Origin of the sequence: Polyangium sorediatum, from assembly GCF_029946465.1 — a bacterium.
GTDB lineage: Bacteria > Myxococcota_A > Polyangia > Polyangiales > Polyangiaceae > Polyangium > Polyangium fumosum.
In genome coordinates this window covers 424,526-449,696 of sequence record NZ_JARZHI010000002.1, presented here as the reverse complement: position 1 = coordinate 449,696, position 25,171 = coordinate 424,526, and the positions used below count along the sequence as shown (strand labels likewise).

The window sequence follows — 25,171 nt, the reverse complement described above, 5'->3', positions numbered from 1 at the left end:
TTCTCCCACGCGATCTCGTTCGGGCTGAAGAGGGGAGGACATGCCAGCCACGGCTCGCGCAAGGGTTCATGGGACCTCCTTATGGCATAACGAGATCCGCACTATCACGTTGCTTCGGCGAAACAAATCAGAAACACGGTCAGAAAAGACCATTTACTACGGCGTGGTTATGCGCGCCTCGCGAAGCTTCAAGGGGCCCTGTAGATGGCCCCTCCCTTCATCACGAACCGGACATTCCGGAGCGCCGCGATGTCCCGCGTGGGATCCCCCTCGACCGCGATCAGATCCGCCAGCTTGCCGGCCGCCACCGCGCCGATCGCCGCGTCGAGGTGCAAGAGCTTCGCCCCACGGGCCGTCGCCGCGCGCAAGGCATCAACCGGCGTCGCGCCGTACTCCACGAGCAGCTCGAGCTCTCGGGCATTGTCTCCGTGCGCGAAGACGCCGACGTCGCTCCCGTTGACGATGCTCACCCCTGCGTCGAGGGCCGCCTTGAAGACCTTGCGCTTCTTCGTGAGGCTCTCGGGTTCGGGCGTGCTGCCCTTCTTCCAGCCCTGATAACGCGCGAAGGCCTCGCTTGCCGCGAGCGTCGGGCAAAACGCGACGTGGTTCTTGGCCATGAGCTTGAAGACGTCCGGCGTTCCCTGGTCGCCGTGCTCGATCGTGTCGACCCCGGCGAGGGCCGCGCGCCGCATTCCTTCGGCCGAGGTCGCGTGCGCCGCGACGCTCCGGCCGCTCGAACGCGCCGTCTCCACGATGAGCCGAAGCTCCTCGACCGAAAACGTCGGCCGCGCCTCGCCGCCGGGCCCCCAATAGTAGTCCGCATAGACCTTGATCCAATCGGCACCGTGCCCGATCTGGTCCCGCACGACGCGCAGGAGCGAATCGTGCCCATCGGCTTCCTCTGCGCCCTGCGGCACGTGGAAACCAGGATCAAACCCCTTCGGGCCATAACTGCCCGTGGCGACGATGGCCTTCGTCGTGACGATCATCCGCGGGCCCGGGATGATTCCCTGATCGATGGCCTGCTTGAGCCCGACGTCGGCATACCCTGCCCCTTCCGTCCCGAGATCACGGACCGTGGTAAAGCCGGCGAGGAGGGTGCTGCGCGCATGGTTCGTCGCGCGGGCGACGCGCAGCGTGAGCGGCTCCCGGGCCACCTGTTTGTCCCAGGAGGCTTCGTCGTAAGGATGCAACAGGAAATGCGAATGCCCCTCGATGAGCCCAGGCAAGAGCGTCGTGTTCGGCAAATCGACGACCACCGCGTCCTTGGGCGCCTGCACCTGCGCTTCCGGCCCCGCCGCTTCGATACGGTTGCCGCGCACCACGATCACCCAGCCCTCGTGCGGGCGCGTGGTGTCGCCGTCGAAGACGCGCGCCGGCTTGAGCAGATAGAGGCCTTTTCCAGCCGTCCCCGTGAACGTGGGCGCGGGGAGGGCCGCCGGAAGAGAGGCCACCGTCGAGCTGCTTTGATCGGGAATCGACTCCGCCGCAGGGCAAACGCTCGCGATCGGAGGCGTGCCTCCGCCGCTCGCCGTGGAGGCGCGCGGCGGGCCGACGGGAGCTGTCCCGGACGCTCCACCGCAGCCCGAAAAGAACGTCATTGCAGCCAGCAAGGCCCCGATGGCACCAGCGTTTTTCATGGGTTCATGCAAGGAAAGCGGCGTGGGGAAACGGAGAACCTGCGCGACGCGCGTCCCTACCATGGGCGCTCATCCGGAGGTACCGGAAAACACCGTCGGGTTGTGTTATGCTCCGGCCGTGAGCGACGAACGGCATGACCTGCACGGATACCTGTTTCGCCGGCAGCGAACGGTATTTCAAATCGGATATCGGCTCCCTGTCTTCCTCCTGGCCTTCACCGCGCCCGCGCTCTGCGCCTGCACGCCGACGCCTCCGCCAGAACCAAAACCGTCGGTGGGTGTTTCCAAGCCCGCGGTGCTCGAGGGGGCCGGCGATGCGGCCGCCAAGAAAACCGCCGACGAGGGGGGCCCGGACGCGGAGGAACGAGGCACGCGGACCCAACGGGAGCACCCGAATGACATCGTGATCCGGCTAAGCTACGAGCTCACCGATCACCACATCGCCTGTGATGTCGCGCCGTCAGGCCCATGTACCGTGCAAGGTGATCTCGACGGCGACGGCCACCCCGACGACGTGGTGTTCGTGCGCAACCGCGCGGGCGTCGTGGGAATCGCCGTTTTCTTGGGGACGAACCCCGTCGAGCTGCTCGGCGGAGGGAGCCTGGGGAAAAAATACTGGACAAAGACGGAGGTGCCCGACGTCGGCGCCGCGCCGGACGCGCCAGGGCCCCCGGAGGAGATCGACGCCGACCTCGGCTGGATCCGGCGCTGGGAGCTACGACCCCTGAAGCTCCGCAATGGCGCCCCCGTCTTCGTCGGGCAGATCGGCAAGAGGACCGTCGAATCCCCTGCGCCGGACGCCGTCGGCGACGGGCTGCTGCTCGACAGCGGCGACGCGGCGGCCATCCTCTATCGTGTCCCCGACGGCTGGAGGTTGATGCACCTCGGCTTTTAGCAGCAGGCATTGACACGAGGGGATGACAGCAGGTGTCATGCGCTCGTGACAGGGTCACGACGGCGTCACAACGAAGGGTTCACGGCGTCTTCGCCTCCGGGGTGTGCGTCGGCGTCTCCCTGCGCAGATCGCGCAGCGGATTTGCGCAACTTGCGCAACGTGTCGCTGGCACCTCACGGGCGCCACGGCCGTTTGTCGGGCGGGCTGAGCTGGCCCGGGGCTTGCTGCGGGAGTGATCCCGTGGATGAAGGACCCCTGCGCGTGGGCTGGCTGCTCGCGGCCGCCGCCGCGCATGGGGCGCTGTTTTGCGCGGGATATCTGCACGACGAGGGCCGCGCCAAAGCACGCGAATTGCGCGAGGCGATCCAGGCGCAGCTCGATCCGTTCGAGGTCCCGGTCGAGCCGCCGCCGCCTGCCGAAAAGCCCGCGCCCGAACCGCCGGAGGAACTGCCGCCCACGCCCCGGCCCATGGCGATGCAGTCGCCGCGGCCTCCGCAAAAGGATTCCGCCGATAGCCCGCCGAAGGAGGCCCCCGAGGAGCCGGAGCCCGTCCCGATGGCAGCGCCGCCAGTGCTGGTGCAGCAGGGTCTGCCGGATCTTTCGGCCGTGACGTTCGTGAGCGGCATTGGCGAAGGCACCGGCCTCGTGTCGAGGTTCGGCGCGGGGCTTCGTGCGGCGCGCCGGTCCTCGCGCGGGGGCGGCGCGCCGTCGCCCCCGTCCCCGCCGCAGTCGCCCGATCGATCCCGCCCGGCGTCGCTCCACGGGGATCGCGCGTGGGACTGCGATTTCCCGTCGGAAGCCGAAGCGGCGGGGATCCGGAACGTGGTGGTGGAGCTGCGGATCCTCGTGCGCGCGGACGGCCGCGCGCAGCGTGTCGAGGTGGTGTCCGATCCGGGCCACGGCTTCGGCGCGCAGGCCCGGTTCTGCGCGGCGCAGCACCATTATAGGCCCGCGCTGGACCGGGATGGGCAGCCGATCCAGGCGTCGCTGGGGCCGATCCGGATCCGATTCATGCGCTGAGCACCTCCGCAAGATTCTTCCAAACGGCCGCTCCTCCGGCCCGCGCCGCGTCCACCGCCGCCTCGTTTGCGCCTCGAACCCCGCGATTTCACGCTTTTTCGCGGGGGCGCAAGGCGCGTCCATACGCCACGCCTCGCGGGATGCATCTTGCCCTCGTCGGCGCGCACCTCTCCGCCGCGCCCACGAGGAGCTTACGACCATGCACAGCCGTTCCCTCTCGATTGCGATCGTCTCGTTTCTGGTCTCCACCTCGGCGCTCGTCGCCGGATGCAGCGATGATCCCGCGCCCGCCTCGACCCAAAGCACTTCGTCGGGCTCCGGCGGGAACGGCGGCGCCGGCGGCAATGGCGGCAATGGCGGTACAGGCGGCGACGGCGGGGGCGGCGGGAGCAGCAGCGCCCCCGAGGTGGTCGCCGCGTTCGATCCCATGAAAGGCGAATACGTCGAGGGGCTCGACATCAAGGACGGCGTCGCGTACGTCGGCGCGGTGCTCACCGGGCAGATCCTGAAGGTCGACCTCGCGACGGGCGCGATTACACCTTTCGGCGCCATGCCCGCCTTCCCGCAAAACGGCGGCGCGCTGGTCGGCCTGACCCTCGGCCCGGACGGCGCGGTCTACGGCGCGCTCAACATCACCGCGGCGGGCGGGCCGCAGACGGGCATTTACCGCGTCGCGCCCGCGGGCGGCGACGCGACGCTCTTCGCCTCGGATCCGGCCATGATCTTCAACAACGACCTGCGCTTCGACGCGGCCGGCGACCTCTTCGTCAGCGACTCGATGTCCGGCGCCATCTTCAAGGTGTCGAAGGACGGCGGCATGGTCTCGAAGTGGGTCGAGGACATGTTGCTCACGCCCGACCCGGCGATCTGCGGCGTGCAGACGAACTTCCACCTCGGCATCAATGGCTTCGTGCGCGCCGGGGACGCGTATTATGCGACGAACACCGATCGCGCCTCGATCGTGAAGATCCCCGTGAACGCGGATGGCAGCGCGGGGAAACCCGAGGTCTTCCTGGCCACGGATTGCGCCACGCTCTCGGGCGCGGACGGGATCGCGGTGGACCCGAGCTCGGGCGACCTGATCGTGGCGATCAATTACAAAGAGACGATCCTCCGCATCGGCATGGACAAGTCGGTGAAGAGCATCGCGAGCGGCGAGCCGCTGCAATCGCCGGCCTCGCTCGTCCTCGACGACAAGACCCTCTACATCACGAATGCGGCGTTCGCGGCGCTGGCCTCGGATCCGTCGAAGGCCAAGCCGTCGCTCGCCAAGCTCGTGCTCCCGTAGGCGCGGGATCGGGCGCGGCGTCGAGGCGCGCGCGGGCGCGTGCCGGGGCGAGGTCCCGGAGCCACGCGCCCGGCGTCGTGCCGAACTCGGCCCGGAACGCGCGGGTGTAATGGCTCTGATCCGCAAAGCCGAGCGCGTAGGCGATCGCGGAGGGCGACTGCCCCTGCCGCAGCAAAAAAAGCGAACGGGTGAGGCGCAGCCGGAGCTGGTAGGCGTGCGGCGGCATTCCCACCGCCGCGCGAAACGCGCGGACGAGGTGGTATTTGCTGAGGCCCGCGACCGCGGCGAGCTTGTCGAGGGGGATCTGTTCGCCGGAGTGGGCGTGCAGGTACTCGCGGGCGAGCGCGACGCCGCGCGGCTCGGAGAGCGGACCCTTTCCCTCGGCCGCGCCGCCGAACAGACGCCGGAGGCTCGTCACGAGCCAGCTCTCCCATTCGAGGGATCCCGCCCCGGACCAGAGGCTCTGGTGAAACGCCTGCAACCCGAGCGCGGCGACGGGATCCGCGAGCACGAGCGGCGTCTCGGGCAAGGAGAGGCGGGCGCCCGCGGCCTCTTCGAGGTAATGGGAGAACATACGAGCATCCATCGAGGCGCCGAGGTTCTCGGGCGCGTGGCCGGGGATGGCGGTGACGGCATACGTCGTATGCGCCGGCATGATCCACACGCAAGGCGCTTCGCGCGCGTCGCTGACCAGGAGCCCGCCGGCCGCCTCGGTGCGGACCATGCCACGGCGCAGCACCCCCACCAGGATCTTCGCGCTCTCGGCCCCCTCGGCCGCGAACGATCGCGCGTTCGAGCGAAAGAGCTGCACGGAGGCGCCGGTCGTGGGCGTCTGAAATTCGCACGCGTGAAAGCTCGGCGCCGGTGTTCCCATTCTCGATGCAATCGTAGCATCGTTCCTCGATGCACAGAAGGACGAGCCGAGGCTGGACACGCGGCCCCCCCATCGTCCTCCCCACGCCGACAACGATGACCGAGGGGGTCGCCTCGCGTCGACTCCCTCGGGAGACGATGACCGGCGGGGGTCGACGCGAGGCTATCCCCTTCGGTCGACGATGACCGGCGGGGGTCGACGCGAGGATACCCCCTCGGTAGATGATAACCGGCGGGGGGTCGACGCGAGGATACCCCCTCGGTCGACGATGACCGGTGGGGGTCGACGCGAGGATACCCCCCTCGGTCGACGATGACCGGCGGGGGTCGACGCGAGGATACCCCCTCGGTCGACGACGACCGGCAGGGGTCGACGCGAGGCGACACCCTCGGTCCACGAGGAAGGCGGGGACGGGCCTTGCTCACCGGGTGATCGTCCCCGCGCTCGGCTACTTCAGCGACGGATCGCCGCCACGCCAGTCGCTGAATGCACCCCGGTCGCGTCGACACTCCACCACCACGACGCGTTTGTTCGCCTCGGAGGACGTGCCCCACTGCGAGGGCATGAGGAGAGCGCTGGTGCCTTCGCCGCAAGCGCTCATGATCTGCGGGCGAACCGCTTCGACTTCCTTGGGGCCCTTGGCCGCGGCAGGCGCCTCGCCGCACGGCGTGAAATGCCACCCGCGCTTCTTGGGCGGCGAAATCTTCGGATCGGTCCAGCCCCCCGGCGTAGCCATGCTCTCGACCCATACCTGTCGAATGCCACACGCGGTGACGGACGCCGATTCGAATTCCGTGAACGCCTTCTCGCACTGCGCCCGCATCGCGGCGGCCGTCAACTCGCCTTTCGAGGTGGTGAGCTTCGCCTCGGGATAATCGCGAGCGAAGGTCTTCCAGGAGTGCTTCGAGAACGTATCGTCCGGCGCGACGTCGCCGCCGCAGGCCCAGAGTTTCTCCCGCGCAGCGGCCCGCGCCTTCACGTCGGCCTCGGTCGCGAGGTCCAAAGGCGCGCTGACGCCGAGGGCCGCGTCGAACTCGGCGAGCCGGGCATTCGCCAAATCCGGATCCGGGGAGCGGCCGCCGCCGCCCGCGAGCGCCCCGAGACAACCGGTCCCGAACAGAACCAGCACGTTCGTCACGACCAGGAGCCCGTATTTCATGAAGACCGGCTATGCCGGGTGCCATCCCCTGTCAAGCATGAAGGAGCGGCATTGCGCCTGGAAGTGGCGGTTTCAGTGGATGTTCAATTGTCGCCGTTTTGCGAGGGGGCCAGGCCGAACACTCGCTCATGACGCGCGCTCACGTGGCAGCCCATGCACGACGCGACGCGCCCTGCGGACGTCACTTCCCCCTCGGGCGTGACCGTTCCATAGACCCACCCCGCGTCCGTGCCCGGCGTTTCGGGCGCGACCTTGAGCACGACATACGCCCCGGCGAGGCGCGAGGCGCGGTAGACCCGATCGCCGACCCGTACATACGGATTGAAATGGTCGGCCGTGGCGGGCATTTCCTGGAGGGCGGCGAGCTCGCCCTGAGGAATCGGCTTGTCCATGAGCTCGGGGAGATAACTCTCCTTGACGACGATCTGCCCCACCGGCTGGGGCACGGGCGCGGCGGTATGGATGATCGGGTAGGGATGCTGGTCCTTGGCAAACACCGAATAAAGCTTGCGCGCGTGGCCGCCGTCCTCCGCGGCGCTCATGCGCGTACGGCCCGGCTGGGGCATGCGGCAGAGCCAGGGCGCCCAGCGCAGCTCGTCGTCGATACGCCCCCAGGCCTTGTAGTCGCGGAACGCGGCAGCGAGGAGCGGGACGAACCGCGGATCGAGTTCGGTCGTCGTGGAGGCGCTCGCCGGAGCCGCAGGGGGTTGTGCTTCTTTGCTTTCGGTCGCCGGGGTGACGGGCTCGTCGAGAGGGCGGGTGCACCCGGGCGCGAGGGCGAGGAGGAGGAGCAGGGCAGGACGCATGGGGCTCGATGAGACGCGCACGGTGCGCAAAGGATCTGTGCTCTATGCTCGGCGCACGTCACGCCAGCGACGGAGGCTGCGCGTCGGGCGCGGCGAATCGGCCGAGGACGGCAGGCGCGTCGCTGACGGAAATGAGGACGATCTCTTCGTCCGTGGCGATCGCGATTCGGTCGGCGGCAGGGCTGAACGCGGCCGCGAGGATCCGCGCGTCGATCCGGAACAAGAGCTTTTCGCCGTCGCTGACCACGCCGGTGCCGTGGAGGATCCGGAATCGATTCTGCGGGGTCAACCCCATCGCCGTTGCCATCTCGCCGGCATAGGCTTCATCAAACGGGGCCTCCGAGGAGATGCACACCGCGGGGTCCTCCGCGGAGATTTCGGATGGCATCACGGGGTCGAGCTGCGGGATTCCCGTGTCGAGGTCGAGGACGGCCGTGCTCTCCTGCTCGCCGACCCAGGCAAAGCGGCCGTCGCGCGTGCTGGCCAAGACCGCGGGCCGATCACCGCCCCAGCGAAGGGGCGCGGGCCGGGCGCGCGTCGCCGGGGACGCGCCGTCGTCGCTGCCGTTCGACGCGTCGCCGGCGATGCTGCCGACCACGAGGTCCTCCGGCTGGTCATGCTCGAGCAAACGCAGCGGCATGTCCGCGGGATAGGTGTCGAGGTACGCGTTCGTATCGAGGTCGAGCACGGCCACGCTCGCGCGGCCCGAGACCGCGTCCCAGTATTCGTCTTTGTCGAACCAATCCCACGCGTCTCGCATCCACGCCGCCATGCGCAAGCGCGCGCCATGCACGCTCGTGGCAAGACGGCCGCACGTGGGCACGTGCGCGAGCACGTCGCCGCCGGTGGTGACGAGCCACGATCCGTGAGGACGCTGCACGAAGAGCCGCACGTCGTCGACGAAGAAGAGGCCCCTGACGTCGGTCCCGACGTCCTCCGGCAAACGGCCTGGCATGCCCACGAGGCGCACGGGCGATGAAATGGGCTTCGGCTCGGGCCACGGGCGTATCGCCGCGGGCGGGGACACGGTCGCGTGCACGACGGTCTCGAAGAGGTCCTGCACCACGCGCTGCCGGGACATCAGGATCACCGGCGGCGGCGCAAGCTCGACGAGGTGGAGCTGGCTCTGCGCCGCGAGCACGAATGCAAGCCAGGCCTCGTTGAGCGGGCCGATCCACGGGTCGACCATGGCCGGACCGAGATCGGCGTAAAAAGGACGTTGCCCCGGCGGCGGCAGCGGGACGGCGCGCGTGATCAAGACGGCCACGAGCGCCGGATCGGCCCCGGCGCGTACCAGCGCCGCCGAGAGCGCGGAGAGGCCCGTCGCGCCGTGATTCTCGTGGGTATCCATCTCGTCGGCCGGGCGAACGGTGTCGCCGTCGAGCCACGCTTCGCAGCGCGCGATCGCTCGAACCTGATCGGCCGACAAACGCAGCACGTCGGCCACGAGGGGCGCGAGCGCGGGGTGCAGGACGCCCACGACCTGCACGTGGCCGTAACGGCGCTCGCGCAGCGCGGGCGTGGAGCAGAGGACGCCGCAGCGCTCACAGGTTTCGCGCGCGTGTTCTTCCCCGGACAACGCGCCACACGCGCAGCGGAACAGGCTCACGGGCCCGAAGATGCACTGGCAAAAGATGCCATCGCGGACCGGCCGGCGCCTCGAGTTCGACCAGCGCCGCAGGAGGTCGCCGCTGGTGACACGTCCAAACGAGCGAATGTCGTCGGGCGCCGCGGGGTCGAGGAGGTTCTTCTGGACCCATTGAAGGTCCGCCACGACGTCCGACGGAGAGAAAAACCGGTCTCGAAGGGACATGGGCGCGCGATCCTCGCTCGGAGAGCTACGACGCCGCACGTACGCGACCTCCTCGGCGGCGTCAATGGGGAGCGCGCGCCCCGCGTCCCGGACAGGCTGGAGCGGATTCAGGGCGAGGCGCTCGGCCGCGTCGTAATGCTGATCTGCCTCGGGACTTCCTCCGTGAACGAACCGACAGTGGTCACCTCGGCCGTTTCGCCGCGGATACGGGCGACACGAATCTCGGGGTCGATCCCATCACCGGCGTAGGCGATGAGCGCGTCGTCGCCGCAGATGCCAGGAGCTGCGCCGATCGATAACGTGGAGCTGGCCGCCTTGTCGATCGTGACAAGCGCACCCCAGCCCACGCCGGGCACGTAGCGCAGCGCGGAGAGCGCGCCCGATGTCGAGGGAAGGGCCACGATCACGTCCCCCGCGGGGGTCGCGGTGATCGCAGGCTCGAGGCTCTGGATCTCCAGCTTGATGCTCTCCGGGGGCGACCAGACGCCGTCGTGGAGCCACGTCGCCGCGATCGTCGCGTAGGTTTCGTGATACACGACGACCACGTCGTCATTCGGGAGCACGACGGCCTGCGGAGGCGCGACGGGGATCTCGTTGCCCAGGAAGACCTTCACGTCGTCGCGGCAATGCGGCTCCGTCCAGCCTCCTCCGTCCGACCAGAAGACCTGCGCGTCGCAGAGCTCGTTCAGGGTGCCGAGGCCCACGCCGAGGACGCTGCCCTCCGTGTACGTCCGGACAGCCGAGGTCAGTTCGAACGGCGAAAGCTTGGGATAGGGATACCAGTCGTACGCGTCCGGATCGAAATGGGCGAGGGAGGATCCTTCGCCGGCATTGCCCAGGAGCAGGGAGACGCCCACGGTGACGACCGGGCTCGGCACCAGCGGGAACCAGCCCTGGACATCGTAGAGGTCGAATTTCGTGCCATCGCCGGTCACCATGAAATGGCTCAGCGCGGAGTCCGTGCTCGTCTCGATCCAGTACACGCCGAGATGACCATAAACATCCACGTACGTCGTCATCCGATCCGCGCCCTGCATCGGATAGGAGGGCGTGATCCACTTGCCCTCGTGATGGACGATGACCTTGCCGCTCTGCCATCCGGCGGCCGCGACCATCGCGGCCTCGCCCGGCGCGCACGTGGGCGCGGGGAGGCCGCCGCTGCCGCCGCTGCCACCGGTGGACGACGACGAGACGCTCGTGTCTGCGCTGGACGCGCTGCCCCCGCCCCCCGCGCCCGTCGCCTCGATGTCGACCTCGCTCCCGCACGCCGCGAGCGCGGACAAGATCGCGCCTGCCGCGATTGCGCGCCTGCGGGCGCTCACGATCTGGAACATGATGCCTCCTCCGTTCGCCCGCCCCGATCGAGCAGGCACGACGAGGGTGGCCGCGCGGCGTCGGCCGCGCACCTTAAAGCCGATTAAATCCACGGAGGACGAGGTCTCCGCCCTCGTCGAGGTCCACCTGCACGCCGAAGCCCCGGCCGATTCGATGGAGGGTCTCCCCCAGCCACACGGCGTCGCTCCGGCGGGCCCGGCCGAGCCGGAAGCGGCGAATCTGCATCGGCGTCATACGGAGGCACGCGAGCTCGCCCGTGGACGGGTCCACGACGGGAAAGTACATCAGGGCCAGATCCCCCCGGAAGGACGCGTGGCCCGTGATTCCCTCGTAGTCGTTGAGGAGATCACCGCAGCCATACAGGATGAGTTTGTTCTTGTAGACCTCGATGGGCCGCGGGTGGTGGGAGGAGTGCCCGTGGACGAGATCGACGCCTCCCTCGAGGAGCGAATGCGCGAAGCGGACATGCTCCTCCGGGACCTCGTACCCCCAGTTGCTCCCCCAATGGATGGAGGCAATGACGACGTCCCCGGGCCGTTTGACACAACGGACCCTCGCCTGGATCTGGAGCGCGGTCGTGTCCGACAGATCCGTGAGCCGCTCGACGCCGGGAGAATCGTCGCTCGCGGCCCAGCTCGCAGGAATGCCGCTCGACGCCGTCCCGAAGGCGAACACGAGGAGCCTGCCGCCTCCGGGGAGCGGGAGGACCGCGGGCGCGCGCGCCTCGGCCAGGGTTTCGCCCGCGCCGGCGATCTTCAGCCCCGCCTGCTTCAGCGTCGTCAGGGTTTCGATGAGCCCCGAGGTGCTGTAATCGAGCACGTGGTTGTTCGCGAGGACGCAGACGTCGATGCCCGCGGCCAGGAGGCAAGGGGTGTTGTCCGGGTGCATCCGGTAGTTGATGCCCTTGTCCGGCCAATACGCGTCGCTGCGCGTGACGCTGGTCTCCAGGTTGATGATCCGCGCCGCGGGGGCCGCTCGTTCGAGCGCGGCAAGGGCGTCTCCCCAGATGTACGCGTATCCAAACGGCCGCTGGATCGGGCCGTTCGTGTCCTCCGCCATCGTGACGTAGTCCCTGGCGTCCCGGATGTACGGCTCGTACAGGGTCGGCTCGCTCGGGTGCGGCAGCGCCTGATCGATGCCTCGCCCGGTCATGACGTCGCCGCACAGAAACAGTTCGAGGAACTCGCCCGTGGCCTTTGCCGGCTGCACCCGATGGTCTTCGACGGCCCGCGGACGTTCGTCAACGCGGGCGCCGGCCCCGGCTATTCGATGCGGCAGGCCTCGTCGAAATCGAGGCGGGGGTTCCGCGGGTAGAGCTTCGTCGGGTCGCCATGGCCGAGGTTGACGAGGAGGATGGATTTCCACGGCAGGTCGGCGAAAAACGTGGCGTCGATTTTCTCGCGGTCGAAGCCGGCCATCGGCCCGCAGTCGAGCCCGAGCGCGCGGGCCGCCAGGATCAGATAACCGGCCTGGAGCGAGGCATTTTGCAGCAAGAAGAAGTCGCGTTGCTCCGGCGGCATCGCGGCGAGGGCCTCGCCCATCGTGGGGCGCGCCGGGAAGAGCTTCGGCATCTTCTCGTGAAAGCGCGTGTCGTAGGCGATGATCGCGGTGGCGGGCGCGCTCATGGTCTTGTCGACGTTGAGCGGCGCGAGGCAGGGGCGCAGGCGCTCCTTCGCCTCGGGGCTCTTCACGAAGACGATGCGCGCCGGCACGCTGTTGGCCGCGGTCGGTCCGAGGCGCAGGGCCTCGTAGAGGTTGTGCAGGGTCGCGTCGTCGACAGGCTCGGACAACCAGCCGTTGTGGGTGCGGGCTTCGACGAAGATTTGCTGGAGGAGAGGGTCGTTCATGACGGCTCGTGGGGTGGGAGGTGGAGGGCTACGTTCTTTCAGGTCGCGAGCGCGGGTTTGGCGATGCGGGCCTCGGTCTCGCGCTTCGGTTCGCTCGGAAGCTTGCGGCTCGCAGGGCGAAGCGCCCACGAGGCGGCGGCGATGGCGACGAGGACGAGCGGCGTGATCACCTTGCCGGCCGGGTCACCGCTGGCGGCGTGGGAGGCGGCGGCGCCGGTGAGATCGAAGATGATGCCGGCGTACGCCCACTCCTTGAGGCGAGGGAACCGCGGGACGAGCAGGGCGACGGCGCCGAGCACCTTCCACGCACCGAGGATGGTGGCGAAATAGGGCGGGTAGCCGAGGTGCGTCATGCCTTCCATGACCTGGGGGGAGCGGGAGAGATCCCCGAGGCCGCCCGCGGCGAACGCGAAGCCGAGGAGACCCGTGGCGACCCAGTAGGCGATCGTTCGTGCCTTGTCGTTCATGAAGGGGCATTGTCAGGCTTGCGCGCGCCTGTAACAATGCATCAACAATTGGAAGCACCTGACAGGATTTGATCCAGATGGACGACCCCCTCGAGACCTCCGAGCTGCTCGCCTTCGCGAAGACCGTGGAGGCCCGATCGCTCTCCCGCGCCGCCGTCGAGCTCGGCGTCCCCCGCGCCACCATCAGCCGCCGCCTCGCGCGGCTGGAGGAGCGGCTCGGGGTGCGCCTGCTCCGCCGCACCACGCGCAGCCTCACCCTCACCGACGCGGGCGAAGCGCTCCACCGCCACGCGCGTATCGTGCTCGACGCCGTCCACCACGCCGAGGCGTGCGTGCGCAAGACCGACGACGCCATCCGCGGCGAGCTGCGCGTCTCGGTGCCGCCGATGAACGGGACCTCCTTCAGCACGATGATCTGCGATTTCGCGCGGCGCTACCCCGAGGTCCGCCTCCACATCCACAGCACGACCCAGCACGTCGACCTCCAGCGCGGCGGCTACGACGTCGCAATCCGCGCCAGCACCGACCTCGAGCCCGGGCTCGTCGCCCGGACGCTGGCGCGCGACCCCGTCCTCGCCGTCGCCTCGCCCGCCTACCTCGAGGCCCACGGCACGCCACGCACGCGCCGCGACCTCCGCCACCACCGCTGCCTCATGGGCTTCGTCCGCGGGGAGCTGCCGCAAACGCAATGGCCCTTCTCGGGCGGCAAGTTCCAGGTCGAGGGCACGCTCTTCGCGAACGACATCCATTTGCTCTGCGACGCCGCGCTCGAAGGCCTCGGGATCGCGCTCTTGCCGCAGATCTTGGTGCAACCACACCTCGAAAGCGGCGCCCTCGTGCACGTGCTCCCGGGCGCGATTCAGGCGGAGTCGCACATCGCGGTGGTGTACCCGGAGCGGGAGTTCCTGCCGCCGCAGGTGCGGGCCTTCATCGACGCAGTGGTGGCGTGGGCGCCGGAGCTCGTCGTGCGCGCGGACGCGCCGAAGCCGAAGCGGGCAGCGAAAAAGCGAGGCGATCGCGCGACAGCGTGAAAGGCTACAGCGGCGCGGCACCTGCTTCGAGCGCCAGCAGGGCGAAGGTGGCCAGCCAATGCTCGCCCATGTAATCGCCGGCCACGTGGGCGAGCCCCGCGGCGAGGTGCTCGTCGGCCGCCGACAACACGACGGCGCGGGCCGGGTCGTCCGCCGCGAGGGCGCCCGCGATCGAGCGGAAGCACCAGGCCCGGCTGAGGTTGAGGCCGTCGAGATGCGCGATTTTGCCGTCGCTGCGGTCGCTCACGAGGGCCGGCGTGAAGAGGCTCTCCGGCATTCGGTCGGCCACGCGGGGCAGGAACCGCGCGAACCACAGCCGAAACTCGGGCGCGGGGAGCAGGCGGCGCAGGCATTCGGCTTCGACGAGCGTGGGGGAAAGGAAATCGTCGCCGCTCGGCTCCCAGGCCGGGGCGCCGGCGTCGGCGAGGTACCATCCCCGGGCGGTGGCCTCGATCCGCCGGGCCAATGCGTGGTCGTTCACGGCCTCGGCATACACGGAGGCGAGCGCCAGGGCGAATGCGGTGTTGGAATGCGTGCCGGTACGGATCGGATAGGTGGCCTTCGGCAGGAAAGCCTTGAACCGCTCGGCAAAGGCGCGCGCCAGCGGGCGGAGGGCGTCACGATGGGGGGTGCCCTCGTGGTGTTCGAGCTCCGCGCCCAGCATCAACATCCACGCCCAGCCATAAGGTCGCTCGAAGCCAGCGCTCTGCGGGCGGGCGAGATAAGCGAGCTCTCCCGCGACCTTCTCCGGCGTCAGCATGCGATCGAAGAGGGCACGAATCTCGGCCGCCGCGGCCATGTCCGGGAATCGCCGCGCGAGGCGGGCGAGCAGCCAGTAGCCGTGGACGCAGGAATGCCAGTCGAAGCTGCCGTGGAAGATGGGATGCAAGACCCGCGGCGGCAGGACCTCCTCGTCGCCGGCCATCACATGGTCGAGCTTGTACGGATAGGGCCGGGTGACGTGGCCCAGGGCGAGCCGCGCGAATTTCGCGGCCAGCTCCGGGGTGAGCTCAGGAGCGGAAGACGAGGACATACATCAGGACCGTGTTGGCGAGGAGGAGGAGGAGGGCCGTGGGGAGCTGCGCCTTGATGACCTTGTGTCGGTCGGACAGCTCCAGCAGAGCCGCGGGCACGATGTTGAAATTCGCGGCCATGGGAGTCATCAAGGTCCCGCAGAACCCCGAGAGCATGCCCACGGCGCCCATGATCGCGGGATTGCCGCCGAAGCGCTGAACGATGAGCGGCAAGCCGATGCCCGCGGTCATCACCGGAAAGGCGGCGAAGGCATTCCCCATGATCATGGTGAAGATCGCCATGCCGAACGTATACGCCGCCACGGCGGCGAATTCACTGCCAGCAGGCAACCAGGCCGATGCGAGCTTTCCGATGGCGGTCCCGACCCCGGCGGCCGCGAAGACCGCGCCCAGGGCGGCGAGCATTTGCGGCAGAATGGCGGCCCAGCCGACGGTGTCGAGCAATCGGCGTCCCTCCTGCATCGGGACGCTCGGCCGCGCCCCGAGCATCGGCATGGCCATGGCCAGCGCGACGAAGACGCCCAGGATCAGCGAGACGAGGGTCGCCTGCTTGGGATCAACGAGCCCGGCGAGCGCCGGTCGCTTGAAGAGGAACGTACCGGCGAGGGCCGTGAGGGGAATCGCGAGCGCCGGCAAAAACAGCCTGTTGCCCAGCCGGGCCGCGCTCGCGCGGCGCTCCTCGGGCCCGGTCGTGGCCGGAGTGCCGCGGCCGAGGCCAAAGACGCCCGCCGTGAGCACCATGGCGAGGACGACGAGGCCGTTGACGACGTCCGGCAGGTGCGAGCCGAAGAGGAAGCTCACGGCAAAAAGCCCCCAGAAGGTGGTGTTCGTCCAGCGCTTCGGATTCGTTTTGTCGCGCGCGCTCAGCACCGCGATCCCGACGAAGAAGACGCCGGCGACGACGTAGAGGACTTCGAGCCCAATCATCGGCGGCCCTCGGCGATCCTGCGGGCCAGATGTCGGTCGAAGAGCATCATCTGCGTGCCATGGATCAACAAGGCGCAGATCGCCGTGGGAATGGCCCATACGGAGAGCTGGAGCGGTTCGACGAGGATCCCGTTTTGCGCGAGGAAGCCTTTGATCAGGAGGATCGAGGCGATCGCGATGAAGATGTCCTCGCCGAAGAACAGCGCGATGTTATCGGCCGCGGCGGCGTGGGCCCGTACGGTCTGGCGGACCTCCTCGGGGAGCGGCCCGTGGTGGCTCTCGGCCGCCGCCTCGGCCATGGGGGCGATCAACGGGCGCACCATCTGCGCGTGGCCGCCGAGCGAGGTCAGGCCCAGCGCCGCGGTGATCTGGCGAAACACGAAATAAAGCAGGAGCAACCGGCCGGTGGTGGCCGCGTGGATGGCGCCGATCAGGGTCTTGGCCCGCTCTTGCAATCCGGCCCGTTCGAGCAGCCCGATCACGGGGAGCACGACCCATACCACGCTCACATATCGGTTTTCTTTGAAGGCTTTGCCAAAGGTCGCCACGACCTCGACGGGCCCCATGCCGCCGGCCAGCCCGGTGACGAGGGCGGCCGCCGTCACCACGAGCAGCGGGTTGAGGCGGGCCATGAAGCCCAAGACCACCACGGCGATCCCTATCAGCGACAGCACGTGCCCTCCCGTTCGGCCGGCGAATCCAGGGCCCTCAGTGCGTGATGGGGCCCGTGGAGAAGATGAAATCGTCGTAATCGACGGTCTGCGCGGACGGCGGCGCCCAGCTAGCGTCGCTGCCGCCGAAGAAGGTCGAGAAGTACAGCGCGTCGATGCCGTACGTGGCGCCCGCGAGCCGGAAGAGGAAGGCCTGCTCGCCGAGGACGGGTTGCTTGTCGAACCAGGCCTCGAGGACACCGTCGTGCTCGCCGGGCGTGTTCATCACCAGCCGGTGCTCCACCGTGTGCCAGGTCCCGGGCTCGAAAGAGACCACGCTCCCGCCGGACATGTAGTCGTAATCGTCGCCGCAGTCATTGAGCTTCTCGGGGAAATACATGTACTGGACCGCCGCGCCCCCGGTGCGCCACATCATCCGCGCCGAGAAGCCGGTCGTGTCCTCGACGCAGCCCGTGGGGGCCGAACCACCGACGAGCCCGGGGAGCTTGCCGCCCTTCACGAAGGCGAATCCGGCGCCGAACCGCACCCGATAGGAGAGAAAAAGCTCCTGGTACGTCTGCCCGAGCGGCACCTTGAACTGCACGCCGCCCTCAGCCGGGCCCACTTCGCCCGCCGGATACGTGACCCGCAGGAATCGATTCCCTGCCTCGTCGACGATGCTCGCGCGCCCCTCGTCGAGCCCATTGTTCCAGCTCGGCGCCCCGACGAAATCACCCGCCACCATGTCCTCGCTGTACACCCCCGGCTCGCGCTGCTGGAAATCTGCATGCACGAGCACGTCCCCCGGGCTCGCTCCGCCTGCACCCGCCGCTCCCCCGGCGCCTGCGGCTCCCCCGCCCCCACCCATTCCCCCGGCACCTGCGGTTCCCCCAGCGCCCGCGGTCCCGCCCGCGCCGCCCGCGCCACCGGTGCCGCCCGTGGCTGAGAAGGGACCCTTTTCCGTGCACGCGAACATCAACGCCCCGACGAGAAAGAGAGCGCCGGCGGAGATCCAGGGAGCCATGGCAGGATGGGAATGAAATTCGGTTGGCCTGTCAAGCCGGAATCGCCACGATTTCCCGCCGCGTCAAGAACGGGCGCCGACGAGCGCCACGACGCACACCACCGCCTCGTCCCCGTCCGCGGCGACCTCGATCTCCGCCTGGCCATTCACGATCAACGTCTCCGCGCCGAGGAGATCGATGGCCGTGTCGGACCCGTCGATACGCATCGCGACTTTCCCGCGGAACACATGAAGGATCTGCGTCTCCGCCGCCAGGCAGAGGTGGACGATCGAGCCACGGGCAAGCGAATGCACGGCGGCGCTCGGGCGGAAGAGCGCACGGCGCGCCATGACGTTGAAATCACGCGCGGGCGTCCCTCCGAGCTCGCCGTGCGTCGGCCACGCGCCGTCGAAACGATGAGGTGCAAAAAGCACGAGCCTCCGTCGGCCCTGCCCGTCGTGCATGAGCTCCATGGGCGCGCCCTCGGTCTGGAGGAGGATCCGCTCGATACCCGGGAACGTGGAGAACGGGCCCGAGGCCGTGAGATCGGCGATGCTCAATCGCCAGGCAAAATCGTCGAGCCCAGCCCCAGGCGGCTCGACGGCGATCTCGGTCGTGGTGCCGAGGCCGTTTTTCCAGGGCATCACGCGATAATCGGAGGGGCGGAGGTGGCGAATCTGCACGAGGGAGCGTACGCGCATGCGGCCGAGGATAGCATCCCTTCCGCGCCGCGTGTTCGAGCTTGTATGCAACCGAAGCAGGCAGGGATGCCCGTCACGGCCGGGACGTCGGTTCACGAATTGAGCAACCACGTGCAGGTTGCGCAAGGTTGCGCGATCTGATCAGCGCGGCCGACGGCGAAATCCTCACCATGCTCCCGAGATCTCTTGGCATGCAGTGTGCCTGGCACGTCGAGCAAGGAGACGGATGATGAAGAGGAATCATGCTTTCGTCGTGCTGGGCTTGTTGGCTGTCGCCACCGGGGGGTGCACGACGACGGAGCCGATGCAGGAGCCGGTGCCGGAACAGAACGACGAAGAGGCGCTGCAAGCCGCCGCGGAGACGGCGGCATCGGCGATCACAGCACAGGTGGCTGAAGTGGTGCGCGAGCAGGTCGTCGTCGATGTGTATCATTACAGCTTTCTCGTGAAGGTGGGGGACACAGCCAATGCGCGCGTCCGCGTGCACCGGATCGTGCGCGAGGACGCACCCTTCCGGGCGCGCCCCGCGGCCCGCGCGATCCTGCTGCTGCACGGCGATTTCTCGACGTTCCCCACGAACTTCGCGCCATCACTGACGAGCACCGCTGCCCAGCCCGATCACGGTCTGGCCGTGTATCTGGCCCAGCGCGGGATCGACGTGTGGGGCCTCGATCGACGGTGGACCACGGCGCCCAAAGAAGGCGCCGATTTCTCGGATTTCGCGGACATGGGCGTGGTGCAGGCAGTCTCCGACTCGGGGCGCGCGCTGCTCTTCGCACGTACGCTCCGCGGCCTGACCGGCGCGGGGCAAGAGCCCCTGTTCCTGGGCGGATTCAGCAGCGGCGCGCAGATCACGTACCTCCATGCCGCCGAGGAGACGCAAAAGCAGCCGGAGCAACGGCACGTCAAGGGCATCGTCCCCATCGACATCTATGCAAAGGTGGCCCCCGAGGACACGGCCAGCAAGCAAGTGGCCTGCGACAATGCGGCCCAGGAGCGCGCTCTGGTTGCGCAGGGCGAGGTGGACAGCGACAACAGCGCGTTCTTCCAGCCCGTCGGCGAGCTCGCCGCCTCCGCCCCCGCGGACCCGTCGCCGTTTTACGACGGCTATACGAACCGTGAAGTCATGCTGGGTTTCGTGACGCAGACCTACCAGATTTACGAGCCCAAGCCGAAATACCACCTCATCGCCGGCACCTTCACGGACGGCGCGCCGACCGGGCTACGGTATACGTCCGAAGGGCTGATCACGGATTGGCTCGCGCATTCGCCGCCCCACCAAGCGCTCGTCGAGAGCGCCGACCGGGACGCCCTCTGGTGCGGAGAGGCGCCCCTGCCGCTCGGCGACCACCTCGCCGATGTCACGGTCCCGCTCTTCTACCTCGGCGCCGCGGGCGGCTTCGGTGATCACGGCCTCTACTCCACCACGGTCGTCGGCTCCACCGACGTGACCACGCATGTCGTGCGTCGGCTCCCGGCCGAAGACGAGCCCGAAGACTTCGGTCACGGCGACCTGCTCTACGCGGACGACGCGCCTGCGCTCGCGTGGGAGCCGCTTTCGCAGTGGCTGCTCGCGCATTGAGGGACGCGAGATGCGCCGTCGCCGCTCGAGCCCCCGCGAGCTTGATCGTCTCCGGGCCCCGCGGCTCGCCACCGAAGGCTCCGCCCTTGCAGACGCTCGCGTTCGCCAGCTCGGGATGGCTTCGGTCAGGGACGTCCACGGCCGTTCGCGCTAGGCTCGGATTCGGATGCCGCCGCGGCCCGGCAAGACGCAATCACCTCGGGACGGAGGCCCCAGCCGTTTCGTCGGACGCGAGCACGCGCTTCAGAAAATCGCTGAAGCGTTCGCGCGGGGTCGCCTCGTCGAGCTCGTCGGGCCGCCGGGCGTCGGCAAGACACGGCTCGCCACGGAGTTCGCGCGGCGCACGCCGCCCCTCTCCGCGCTTCGGTTCTGCGACCTGACGGAAGCCGCCTCGCTGAGCGCGTTCCTGTTCCAGGTGGCGCGTTGCCTCGGCGTGCCGGTGCCGCTCGACATCTCCCCGGAGGAGCTCGCCCGGCGCGTGCGCGAGCAGGTCTCGGCGGACGACGCCCTGCTGCTCGTGCTCGACAACTTCGAACAGCTCCCCGCGTCGGCCGACGCGGCGCTCGCAGCGTGGTTCGAACGCCCGGGGGCGCGCGTGCTCGTAACGTCGCGGCGGCGCCTCGCCGGTGCGCCCGCGACGACGATCAGCCTCGCGCCGCTCTCGACCGAGCGGCGCCCAGGCGAGCCCTGGTCCGAAGCGGCGGAGCTGCTCGTGACGCGCGCTGCGGCCTTCGCCGGCGACGCGTTTGATCCGCAGGAGGATCGCGCGACGCTCGAAGAGCTCGCCCGTGAGCTCGATGGCCTGCCCCTCGCGCTCGAGCTCGCGGCGTCGCGCTTCCGCATGCTCGCGCCGAAGCAGGTGCTCGCGCGCCTCTCGCAGCGCTTCCGCATGCTCCGGCGGCCCGACGGGACGATCACCCGGGCGAACCTCCGCGAGAGCATCGAGATGTCGTTCGTGATGCTCGCCCCGCCGGAGCAGGACGCGTTCCTCGCGAGCTCCGTGTTCCGCGGCGGTTTTTCGCTCGACGCCGCCGACGCCGTGCTCGGCGAGGAAGGCGAGTCGTGGCCGCTCGACCTGCTCGAATCGCTGCTCGACCAGTCGATGCTGACGGTCGACCAGGATCCGAACGAGCGCCGCTACGACCTCCTGATCTGCATCCGCGAGTTCGCCGAGAGCGAGCTTTCGCGCCGGGAAGGTGGCGCGGCACGCGCGGCCGCGCGGCATGCTCGCTACTACGTGGGCCTCGGCGAGCGGCTCGTCGGTTCGGCCGACGCCGGCGCGCGCCGCGCCCTCGAACACGAGCGCGAGAACCTGGCCACGATCGTCCATCGGCGAGGGCTCCTGGGGGCCGATCTCGCGCTCCGCGCAGCGCTCGTGCTCGCCGCGCCCGCGTCCGGGCTGCCGTACATCACGGTCGAGGAACTGCTCGGCGGCGCGCTGGGCGACGACGCCGCCGAAGGTGCGCCGCCTCTCCTCGTGGGTCGCGCGCTCTTTTCGCGCGGGACGGTGCGCCGCTTCCTCGGCCGGATGTCGGAGTCGACGGCCGATCTGGATCGGGCGCGCGCGATCGGCGAGTCGACCGGCGACCGCGCGCTGCTCGCCGAGTCGTTCGCGGGGCTCGGCAACACGCTGGCGGGCCTCGGGGACTGGGGACGCGCGCGCGCCTTCTTCGAACGTGCGCTCGAAGCGTGTGCCGAGCCGAAGCTCCGCCCGCGGCTGCTCGCGATGCTCGCGAACAGCTTCGGCGGGACCGACGAATACGACCGCGCCATCCCGCTCTTTCGCCAGTGCATCACGGAGTCCGACCGCGCCGGCGACGAGAACACCTCCGCGACGTCGCGCCTCGCGCTCGGGGTGATCCTGCTCGCTGCGGGCAACTTCGACGAAGCGGAGCGCCTCCTCGGCGACGCGCTCGAAGCCCTCACGCGCATCGGCTCGCCGCACTGGGAGGGGATCACGCTCTCGTACCTCGCGCGCTGCAAGCAAGAGCGGGGCGATCTCACCGGCGCGCTCACGTTGTACTCCGACGCCGTGGCCCGCCTCGACGCCGCGGGCGTGCGGCGCGCCCAGGCCGTCGCCTTGTACCAGTTCGCGACCGCGCTCATCGAGGCGGGCGAGCTCTCCGCTGCCGCGAAGCACCTGCGCGCCGCGTTGCCCATCGCGCGTGAGAACTGCGGCGAATACGAGGGCGTCGTGCTCGCGGCCCAAGGCGTCGTCGCCGCGCGGCGGGGCGCGACCGGCGACGCGGCGACGCTCTACCGGCGCGCCGAAACGTCGCTCTCCGCCTACCCCAAGCCGATGTTCCTCGCGGCGGTGCGCGTGCTGCTCGGCGCGGATCCGCCGGCCGCGTTCGCGACGAGCTCGGAGGTGCGCCTCGCCCTGCGCCTGCGGAGCCCGGTCCCCGCGCCGCACGCGGCGCCTCCGCTTCTCCTCGCGCGTGACGGGAGCTGGTTCCGCGCGCCCGGGAGCGACGCCTCCATCCCGCTCGAACGACGCAAGGCGATCCGCGGCGTGCTGCGCGCCCTCGCGCGGCAGCGGGAGGAGCGCCCGGGCGAGGCCGCCTCGGTCGCGGCGCTCGTCGAGGCGGGATGGCCTGGCGAGCGCATCCTCACCTCCGCGGCCGCCGAGCGCGTCTACGCCGCCGTGGCGACGTTGCGCCGCCTGGGCCTGCAGGGCGTCATCCAGCAGAAGGCCGGCGGGTACCTCCTCTCCCCCGAGTGCCCGGTCGTCTTGAGCTGATTCCGGCGGGAGCACCCGCCTTTCAACAAACTTTCAACGCGGCCCCGCGAGCGCCGGCGCCATCCTTCACGCGCAGGCTTAACGACGAGGTCATCACCATGATTCGCAAGCTTATTTTCGCCACGGTCGGCTGTACGATGGCGCTCCTCGCGGGGTGCGCCGACGACGTCCCCCCCGCATCGGACACCGGTTCCGGCGGCGCCGGCGGCGCCGGCGGCGCCGGCGGACAGGGCGGAGGCGGCGGCTGCATCACGCTCGACGTCTCGCGCACGCAGATCTACCACTTCACGGACGCCTCCTTCTCCGTGCAGGCGAACGTCTCGCCCAGGGCTGACGACGCGTACCAGACGCTCGCCGTCCTCGAGCTCTACGACGATTGGATCACCCCGGGGTTGCCTCCGCTCGTGCCGGGAAGCTTCGATCTCGCGGCGGCGCCGAACGACCGCTTCGGGAGCTGCCAGCACTGCGTCACGGTGATCACGCCGGACTCCAGCGAGATTCCTACGCGCACGTACTTCCAGACGAGCGGCAAGTTCGAGCTCACGAAGCTCGACCCCGACGATCGGAGCATCGCGGCCGGCAACATCACCGACGTCACGCTCTCCGAGGTCACGCGCAAGGAGGACGGGACGTGGGAAGCCGTGCCGGGCGGCGGCTGCTTCGTGATCCCCTCCTGGTCGTTCGACACGACACCCGTCGACGGCATCCCGTGCGAGAAGGCCGAGGACTGCGGCAACACCACGCGCCAGGTCTGCTCGCCCAAGACGAACACGTGCGCGCCTTACGAGTGCCTCTTCACCTTCGACGTCGTGTGCCCCGAGGGCGAGCAGTGCATGGCGCAGGTGCCCGCGGAGAACTCGATCGGGGCTTGCTACAAGACGTGCACGCCCTTCGCCTCGGGCGCCTGCCCCACCGGCGAAGAGTGCATCGCGATCGACCCGGTGCAGTACTACGGCGTCTGCCGGCCGACGGGCGACGGCGCGCCCGGCGAGGCGTGCAGCGAGCCCGACATCTCGACGGGCTGCGAGGCCGGCAGCCTGTGCGCGGGCGTGCCCGCCGCGTGCGAGAAGACCTGCTCGTACCTCACGGCCGACCCCGGCTGCCCCGAAGGCCGCGTCTGCGGCATGTCAAACGTCTGCCTCGCGCCCGAGAGCGGCGATCCGGCCCCCATCGACGGCGCGTGCGAGCCGAGCTGGGTGCCGTATCGCGGCTGCGCCGCTGACGGCGAGGCGTTCCGCGGCATCTGCCTGAGCCTCTACCCCGAAGAGCCGATCGAGCATTGCGAGCGCATCTGCCGCACGGACATCAACGAGTGCCCCGCGGGCGAGTACTGCGCGGGCCTCTTCTCGAACCCGAACGTCGGCCTCTGCTGGACGATCCCCGTCTGCGGCGACGGCGTGCTCGACCCGCTCAACGAGATCTGCGACGACGGCAACACCGCGTCGGGAGATGGCTGCTCGGGCGACTGCGACACGGCCGAGTTCGACGTCCTCTGCAAGCTCGCCGAGCCGCTCCCGCTCGACGTCGACATCCAGAGCACGACGGCAGGCGCGCCCACCGGCTACGGTGGGAGCTGCGAGCTCTACATCGTCGTGCCCTCGAAGACGTTCACCTTCGACGTGCCGGGACCGGGCCGGCTCTCGCTCCGCCTCACGTCGGCGGAGGACCTCGACCTGCTCGTGCTCGGCGACTGCGCCGATCCGAGCGGCAGCGAGCTCGCTTGCAAGAGCACTGCGAACACCCCCGAGGAGCTCGATTTCGACTTCGCGACCACGCCGAGCGGCCCCGTGATGATCGTCGTGCGTGGCAACACGATGAAGGACGAAGGGCCCTTCACGCTGCGGGCGGCGTTCACGCCGGCGGTCTGCGGCGACGGCGTCGCGGTCGGGCCCGAGGTTTGCGACGACGGCAACACGGTGCAGGGCGAAGGCTTCTGCTCGGCCGATTGCCTCAGCCCTGACTGGCCCACGACCTGCGGCGGCCTCGCGATGCTCTCCACCGCGTCGCCGAACGTCGGCGATACGACGAGCGCGCCGAACCTCAACAACACCGACGGCTACTGCACCTACAACACTGGCGGCGAGGTCATGTACCGCTACGTCGCGCCGAAGGACGGGACGCTGACGCTGCACCTCGACGAGACGAACGCGAACTACGCCCTCTACGTGATCGACGGCTGCGCGGCGGCGACCGAGGGCACGCTCCTCGGGTGCTCGAACTGGGGCTGGCCCCCGAACAGCGTCGAGGATGTCGCGGTGCCTCTCGTCGCGGGGCACGAGGTGACCGTCGTCGTCGACACGATCCTGCCCAGCAAGGGCGGTCCGTTCAGCCTCCAGGCGACCTTCCAGTAACGCGCAG

The 25,171-nt window shown here is 69.4% G+C and carries 21 protein-coding genes; 7 read left to right on the top strand and 14 right to left on the bottom strand.

Annotated features, from left to right (window positions below; all coding sequences use genetic code 11):
* Positions 1-188 precede the first annotated feature (188 nt).
* On the bottom strand, positions 189-1,640 hold the full coding sequence (locus QHF89_RS04030; RefSeq protein ID WP_284720021.1) for an amidohydrolase family protein: 1,452 nt from the start codon (positions 1,638-1,640) through the stop codon (positions 189-191).
* A 118-nt stretch (positions 1,641-1,758) separates the two neighbouring features.
* Here QHF89_RS04030 and QHF89_RS04025 point away from each other — a divergent pair, with 118 nt between their 5' ends.
* The 3 genes from QHF89_RS04025 to QHF89_RS04015 all read left to right on the top strand — a co-directional run bounded on the left by QHF89_RS04025 (position 1,759) and on the right by QHF89_RS04015 (position 4,843).
* Entirely contained in the window at positions 1,759-2,535 is a 777-nt protein-coding gene (locus tag QHF89_RS04025; protein ID WP_136965977.1) for a hypothetical protein, read from the top strand.
* A gap of 240 nt (positions 2,536-2,775) precedes the next feature.
* On the top strand, positions 2,776-3,555 hold the full coding sequence (locus QHF89_RS04020) for an energy transducer TonB (RefSeq protein WP_136965978.1): 780 nt from the start codon (positions 2,776-2,778) through the stop codon (positions 3,553-3,555).
* Positions 3,556-3,754: 199 nt separating this feature from the next.
* Entirely contained in the window at positions 3,755-4,843 is a 1,089-nt protein-coding gene (locus QHF89_RS04015) for an SMP-30/gluconolactonase/LRE family protein (protein ID WP_136965979.1), read from the top strand.
* On the opposite strand, the gene QHF89_RS04010 is transcribed toward QHF89_RS04015, so the two are convergent.
* The 8 genes from QHF89_RS04010 to QHF89_RS03975 all read right to left on the bottom strand — a co-directional run bounded on the left by QHF89_RS04010 (position 4,764) and on the right by QHF89_RS03975 (position 13,144).
* On the bottom strand, positions 4,764-5,717 hold the full coding sequence (locus QHF89_RS04010; RefSeq protein ID WP_136965980.1) for a helix-turn-helix transcriptional regulator: 954 nt from the start codon (positions 5,715-5,717) through the stop codon (positions 4,764-4,766). The two genes, QHF89_RS04015 and QHF89_RS04010, sit on opposite strands and share 80 nt — an antisense overlap.
* A 448-nt stretch (positions 5,718-6,165) precedes the next feature.
* Positions 6,166-6,876 carry a hypothetical protein gene (locus QHF89_RS04005; protein ID WP_136965981.1) on the bottom strand — a complete coding sequence of 237 codons (711 nt, stop codon included), beginning with the start codon at positions 6,874-6,876 and terminating at the stop codon, positions 6,166-6,168.
* An 83-nt stretch (positions 6,877-6,959) separates the two neighbouring features.
* The gene (locus QHF89_RS04000) at positions 6,960-7,682 is read right to left on the bottom strand and encodes a hypothetical protein (protein ID WP_136965982.1); all 723 of its coding nucleotides are present in this window, start codon (positions 7,680-7,682) and stop codon (positions 6,960-6,962) included.
* A 58-nt stretch (positions 7,683-7,740) separates the two neighbouring features.
* Entirely contained in the window at positions 7,741-9,495 is a 1,755-nt protein-coding gene (locus QHF89_RS03995) for a hypothetical protein (RefSeq protein ID WP_136965983.1), read from the bottom strand.
* Positions 9,496-9,602: 107 nt separating this feature from the next.
* The gene (locus tag QHF89_RS03990) at positions 9,603-10,829 is read right to left on the bottom strand and encodes a hypothetical protein (protein WP_136965984.1); all 1,227 of its coding nucleotides are present in this window, start codon (positions 10,827-10,829) and stop codon (positions 9,603-9,605) included.
* A gap of 73 nt (positions 10,830-10,902) precedes the next feature.
* Positions 10,903-12,039 carry a CapA family protein gene (locus QHF89_RS03985; protein WP_136965985.1) on the bottom strand — a complete coding sequence of 379 codons (1,137 nt, stop codon included), beginning with the start codon at positions 12,037-12,039 and terminating at the stop codon, positions 10,903-10,905.
* A gap of 53 nt (positions 12,040-12,092) precedes the next feature.
* Complete coding sequence (locus tag QHF89_RS03980; RefSeq protein WP_136965986.1) at positions 12,093-12,677, bottom strand: malonic semialdehyde reductase; 585 nt, start codon at positions 12,675-12,677, stop codon at positions 12,093-12,095.
* A 38-nt stretch (positions 12,678-12,715) separates the two neighbouring features.
* Positions 12,716-13,144: a DoxX family protein gene (locus QHF89_RS03975; protein ID WP_136965987.1), complete on the bottom strand. Its 429-nt coding sequence runs from the start codon at positions 13,142-13,144 to the stop codon at positions 12,716-12,718.
* A gap of 77 nt (positions 13,145-13,221) precedes the next feature.
* Between QHF89_RS03975 and QHF89_RS03970 the strand changes: the two genes are divergently transcribed.
* Positions 13,222-14,175: a LysR family transcriptional regulator gene (locus QHF89_RS03970; protein ID WP_136965988.1), complete on the top strand. Its 954-nt coding sequence runs from the start codon at positions 13,222-13,224 to the stop codon at positions 14,173-14,175.
* Between the two features lie 4 nt (positions 14,176-14,179).
* Here QHF89_RS03970 and QHF89_RS03965 read toward each other — a convergent pair whose 3' ends face one another.
* The 5 genes from QHF89_RS03965 to QHF89_RS03945 all read right to left on the bottom strand — a co-directional run bounded on the left by QHF89_RS03965 (position 14,180) and on the right by QHF89_RS03945 (position 18,491).
* On the bottom strand, positions 14,180-15,208 hold the full coding sequence (locus tag QHF89_RS03965; RefSeq protein WP_136965989.1) for a DUF2891 domain-containing protein: 1,029 nt from the start codon (positions 15,206-15,208) through the stop codon (positions 14,180-14,182).
* On the bottom strand, positions 15,186-16,136 hold the full coding sequence (locus QHF89_RS03960; RefSeq protein ID WP_136965990.1) for a DUF979 domain-containing protein: 951 nt from the start codon (positions 16,134-16,136) through the stop codon (positions 15,186-15,188). Before QHF89_RS03960 ends, QHF89_RS03965 begins: the two co-directional genes overlap by 23 nt.
* Positions 16,133-16,810 carry a DUF969 domain-containing protein gene (locus QHF89_RS03955; protein ID WP_136965991.1) on the bottom strand — a complete coding sequence of 226 codons (678 nt, stop codon included), beginning with the start codon at positions 16,808-16,810 and terminating at the stop codon, positions 16,133-16,135. The genes QHF89_RS03960 and QHF89_RS03955 overlap by 4 nt, the downstream gene beginning before the upstream one ends.
* Before the next feature lie 34 nt (positions 16,811-16,844).
* Positions 16,845-17,810, bottom strand: coding sequence for a polysaccharide lyase (locus tag QHF89_RS03950; RefSeq protein WP_136965992.1), 966 nt, complete (start codon positions 17,808-17,810; stop codon positions 16,845-16,847).
* A gap of 63 nt (positions 17,811-17,873) precedes the next feature.
* Positions 17,874-18,491 carry a HutD/Ves family protein gene (locus QHF89_RS03945; RefSeq protein WP_284720020.1) on the bottom strand — a complete coding sequence of 206 codons (618 nt, stop codon included), beginning with the start codon at positions 18,489-18,491 and terminating at the stop codon, positions 17,874-17,876.
* A gap of 226 nt (positions 18,492-18,717) precedes the next feature.
* Here QHF89_RS03945 and QHF89_RS03940 point away from each other — a divergent pair, with 226 nt between their 5' ends.
* From QHF89_RS03940 to QHF89_RS03930, 3 genes are all read left to right on the top strand, one after another.
* Positions 18,718-20,073, top strand: coding sequence for an alpha/beta fold hydrolase (locus QHF89_RS03940; RefSeq protein WP_284720019.1), 1,356 nt, complete (start codon positions 18,718-18,720; stop codon positions 20,071-20,073).
* A 166-nt stretch (positions 20,074-20,239) separates the two neighbouring features.
* Entirely contained in the window at positions 20,240-22,813 is a 2,574-nt protein-coding gene (locus QHF89_RS03935) for an ATP-binding protein (RefSeq protein WP_136965993.1), read from the top strand.
* Positions 22,814-22,911: 98 nt separating this feature from the next.
* Positions 22,912-25,164: a DUF4215 domain-containing protein gene (locus tag QHF89_RS03930; protein ID WP_284720018.1), complete on the top strand. Its 2,253-nt coding sequence runs from the start codon at positions 22,912-22,914 to the stop codon at positions 25,162-25,164.
* The last annotated feature ends 7 nt before the right edge of the window (positions 25,165-25,171 follow it).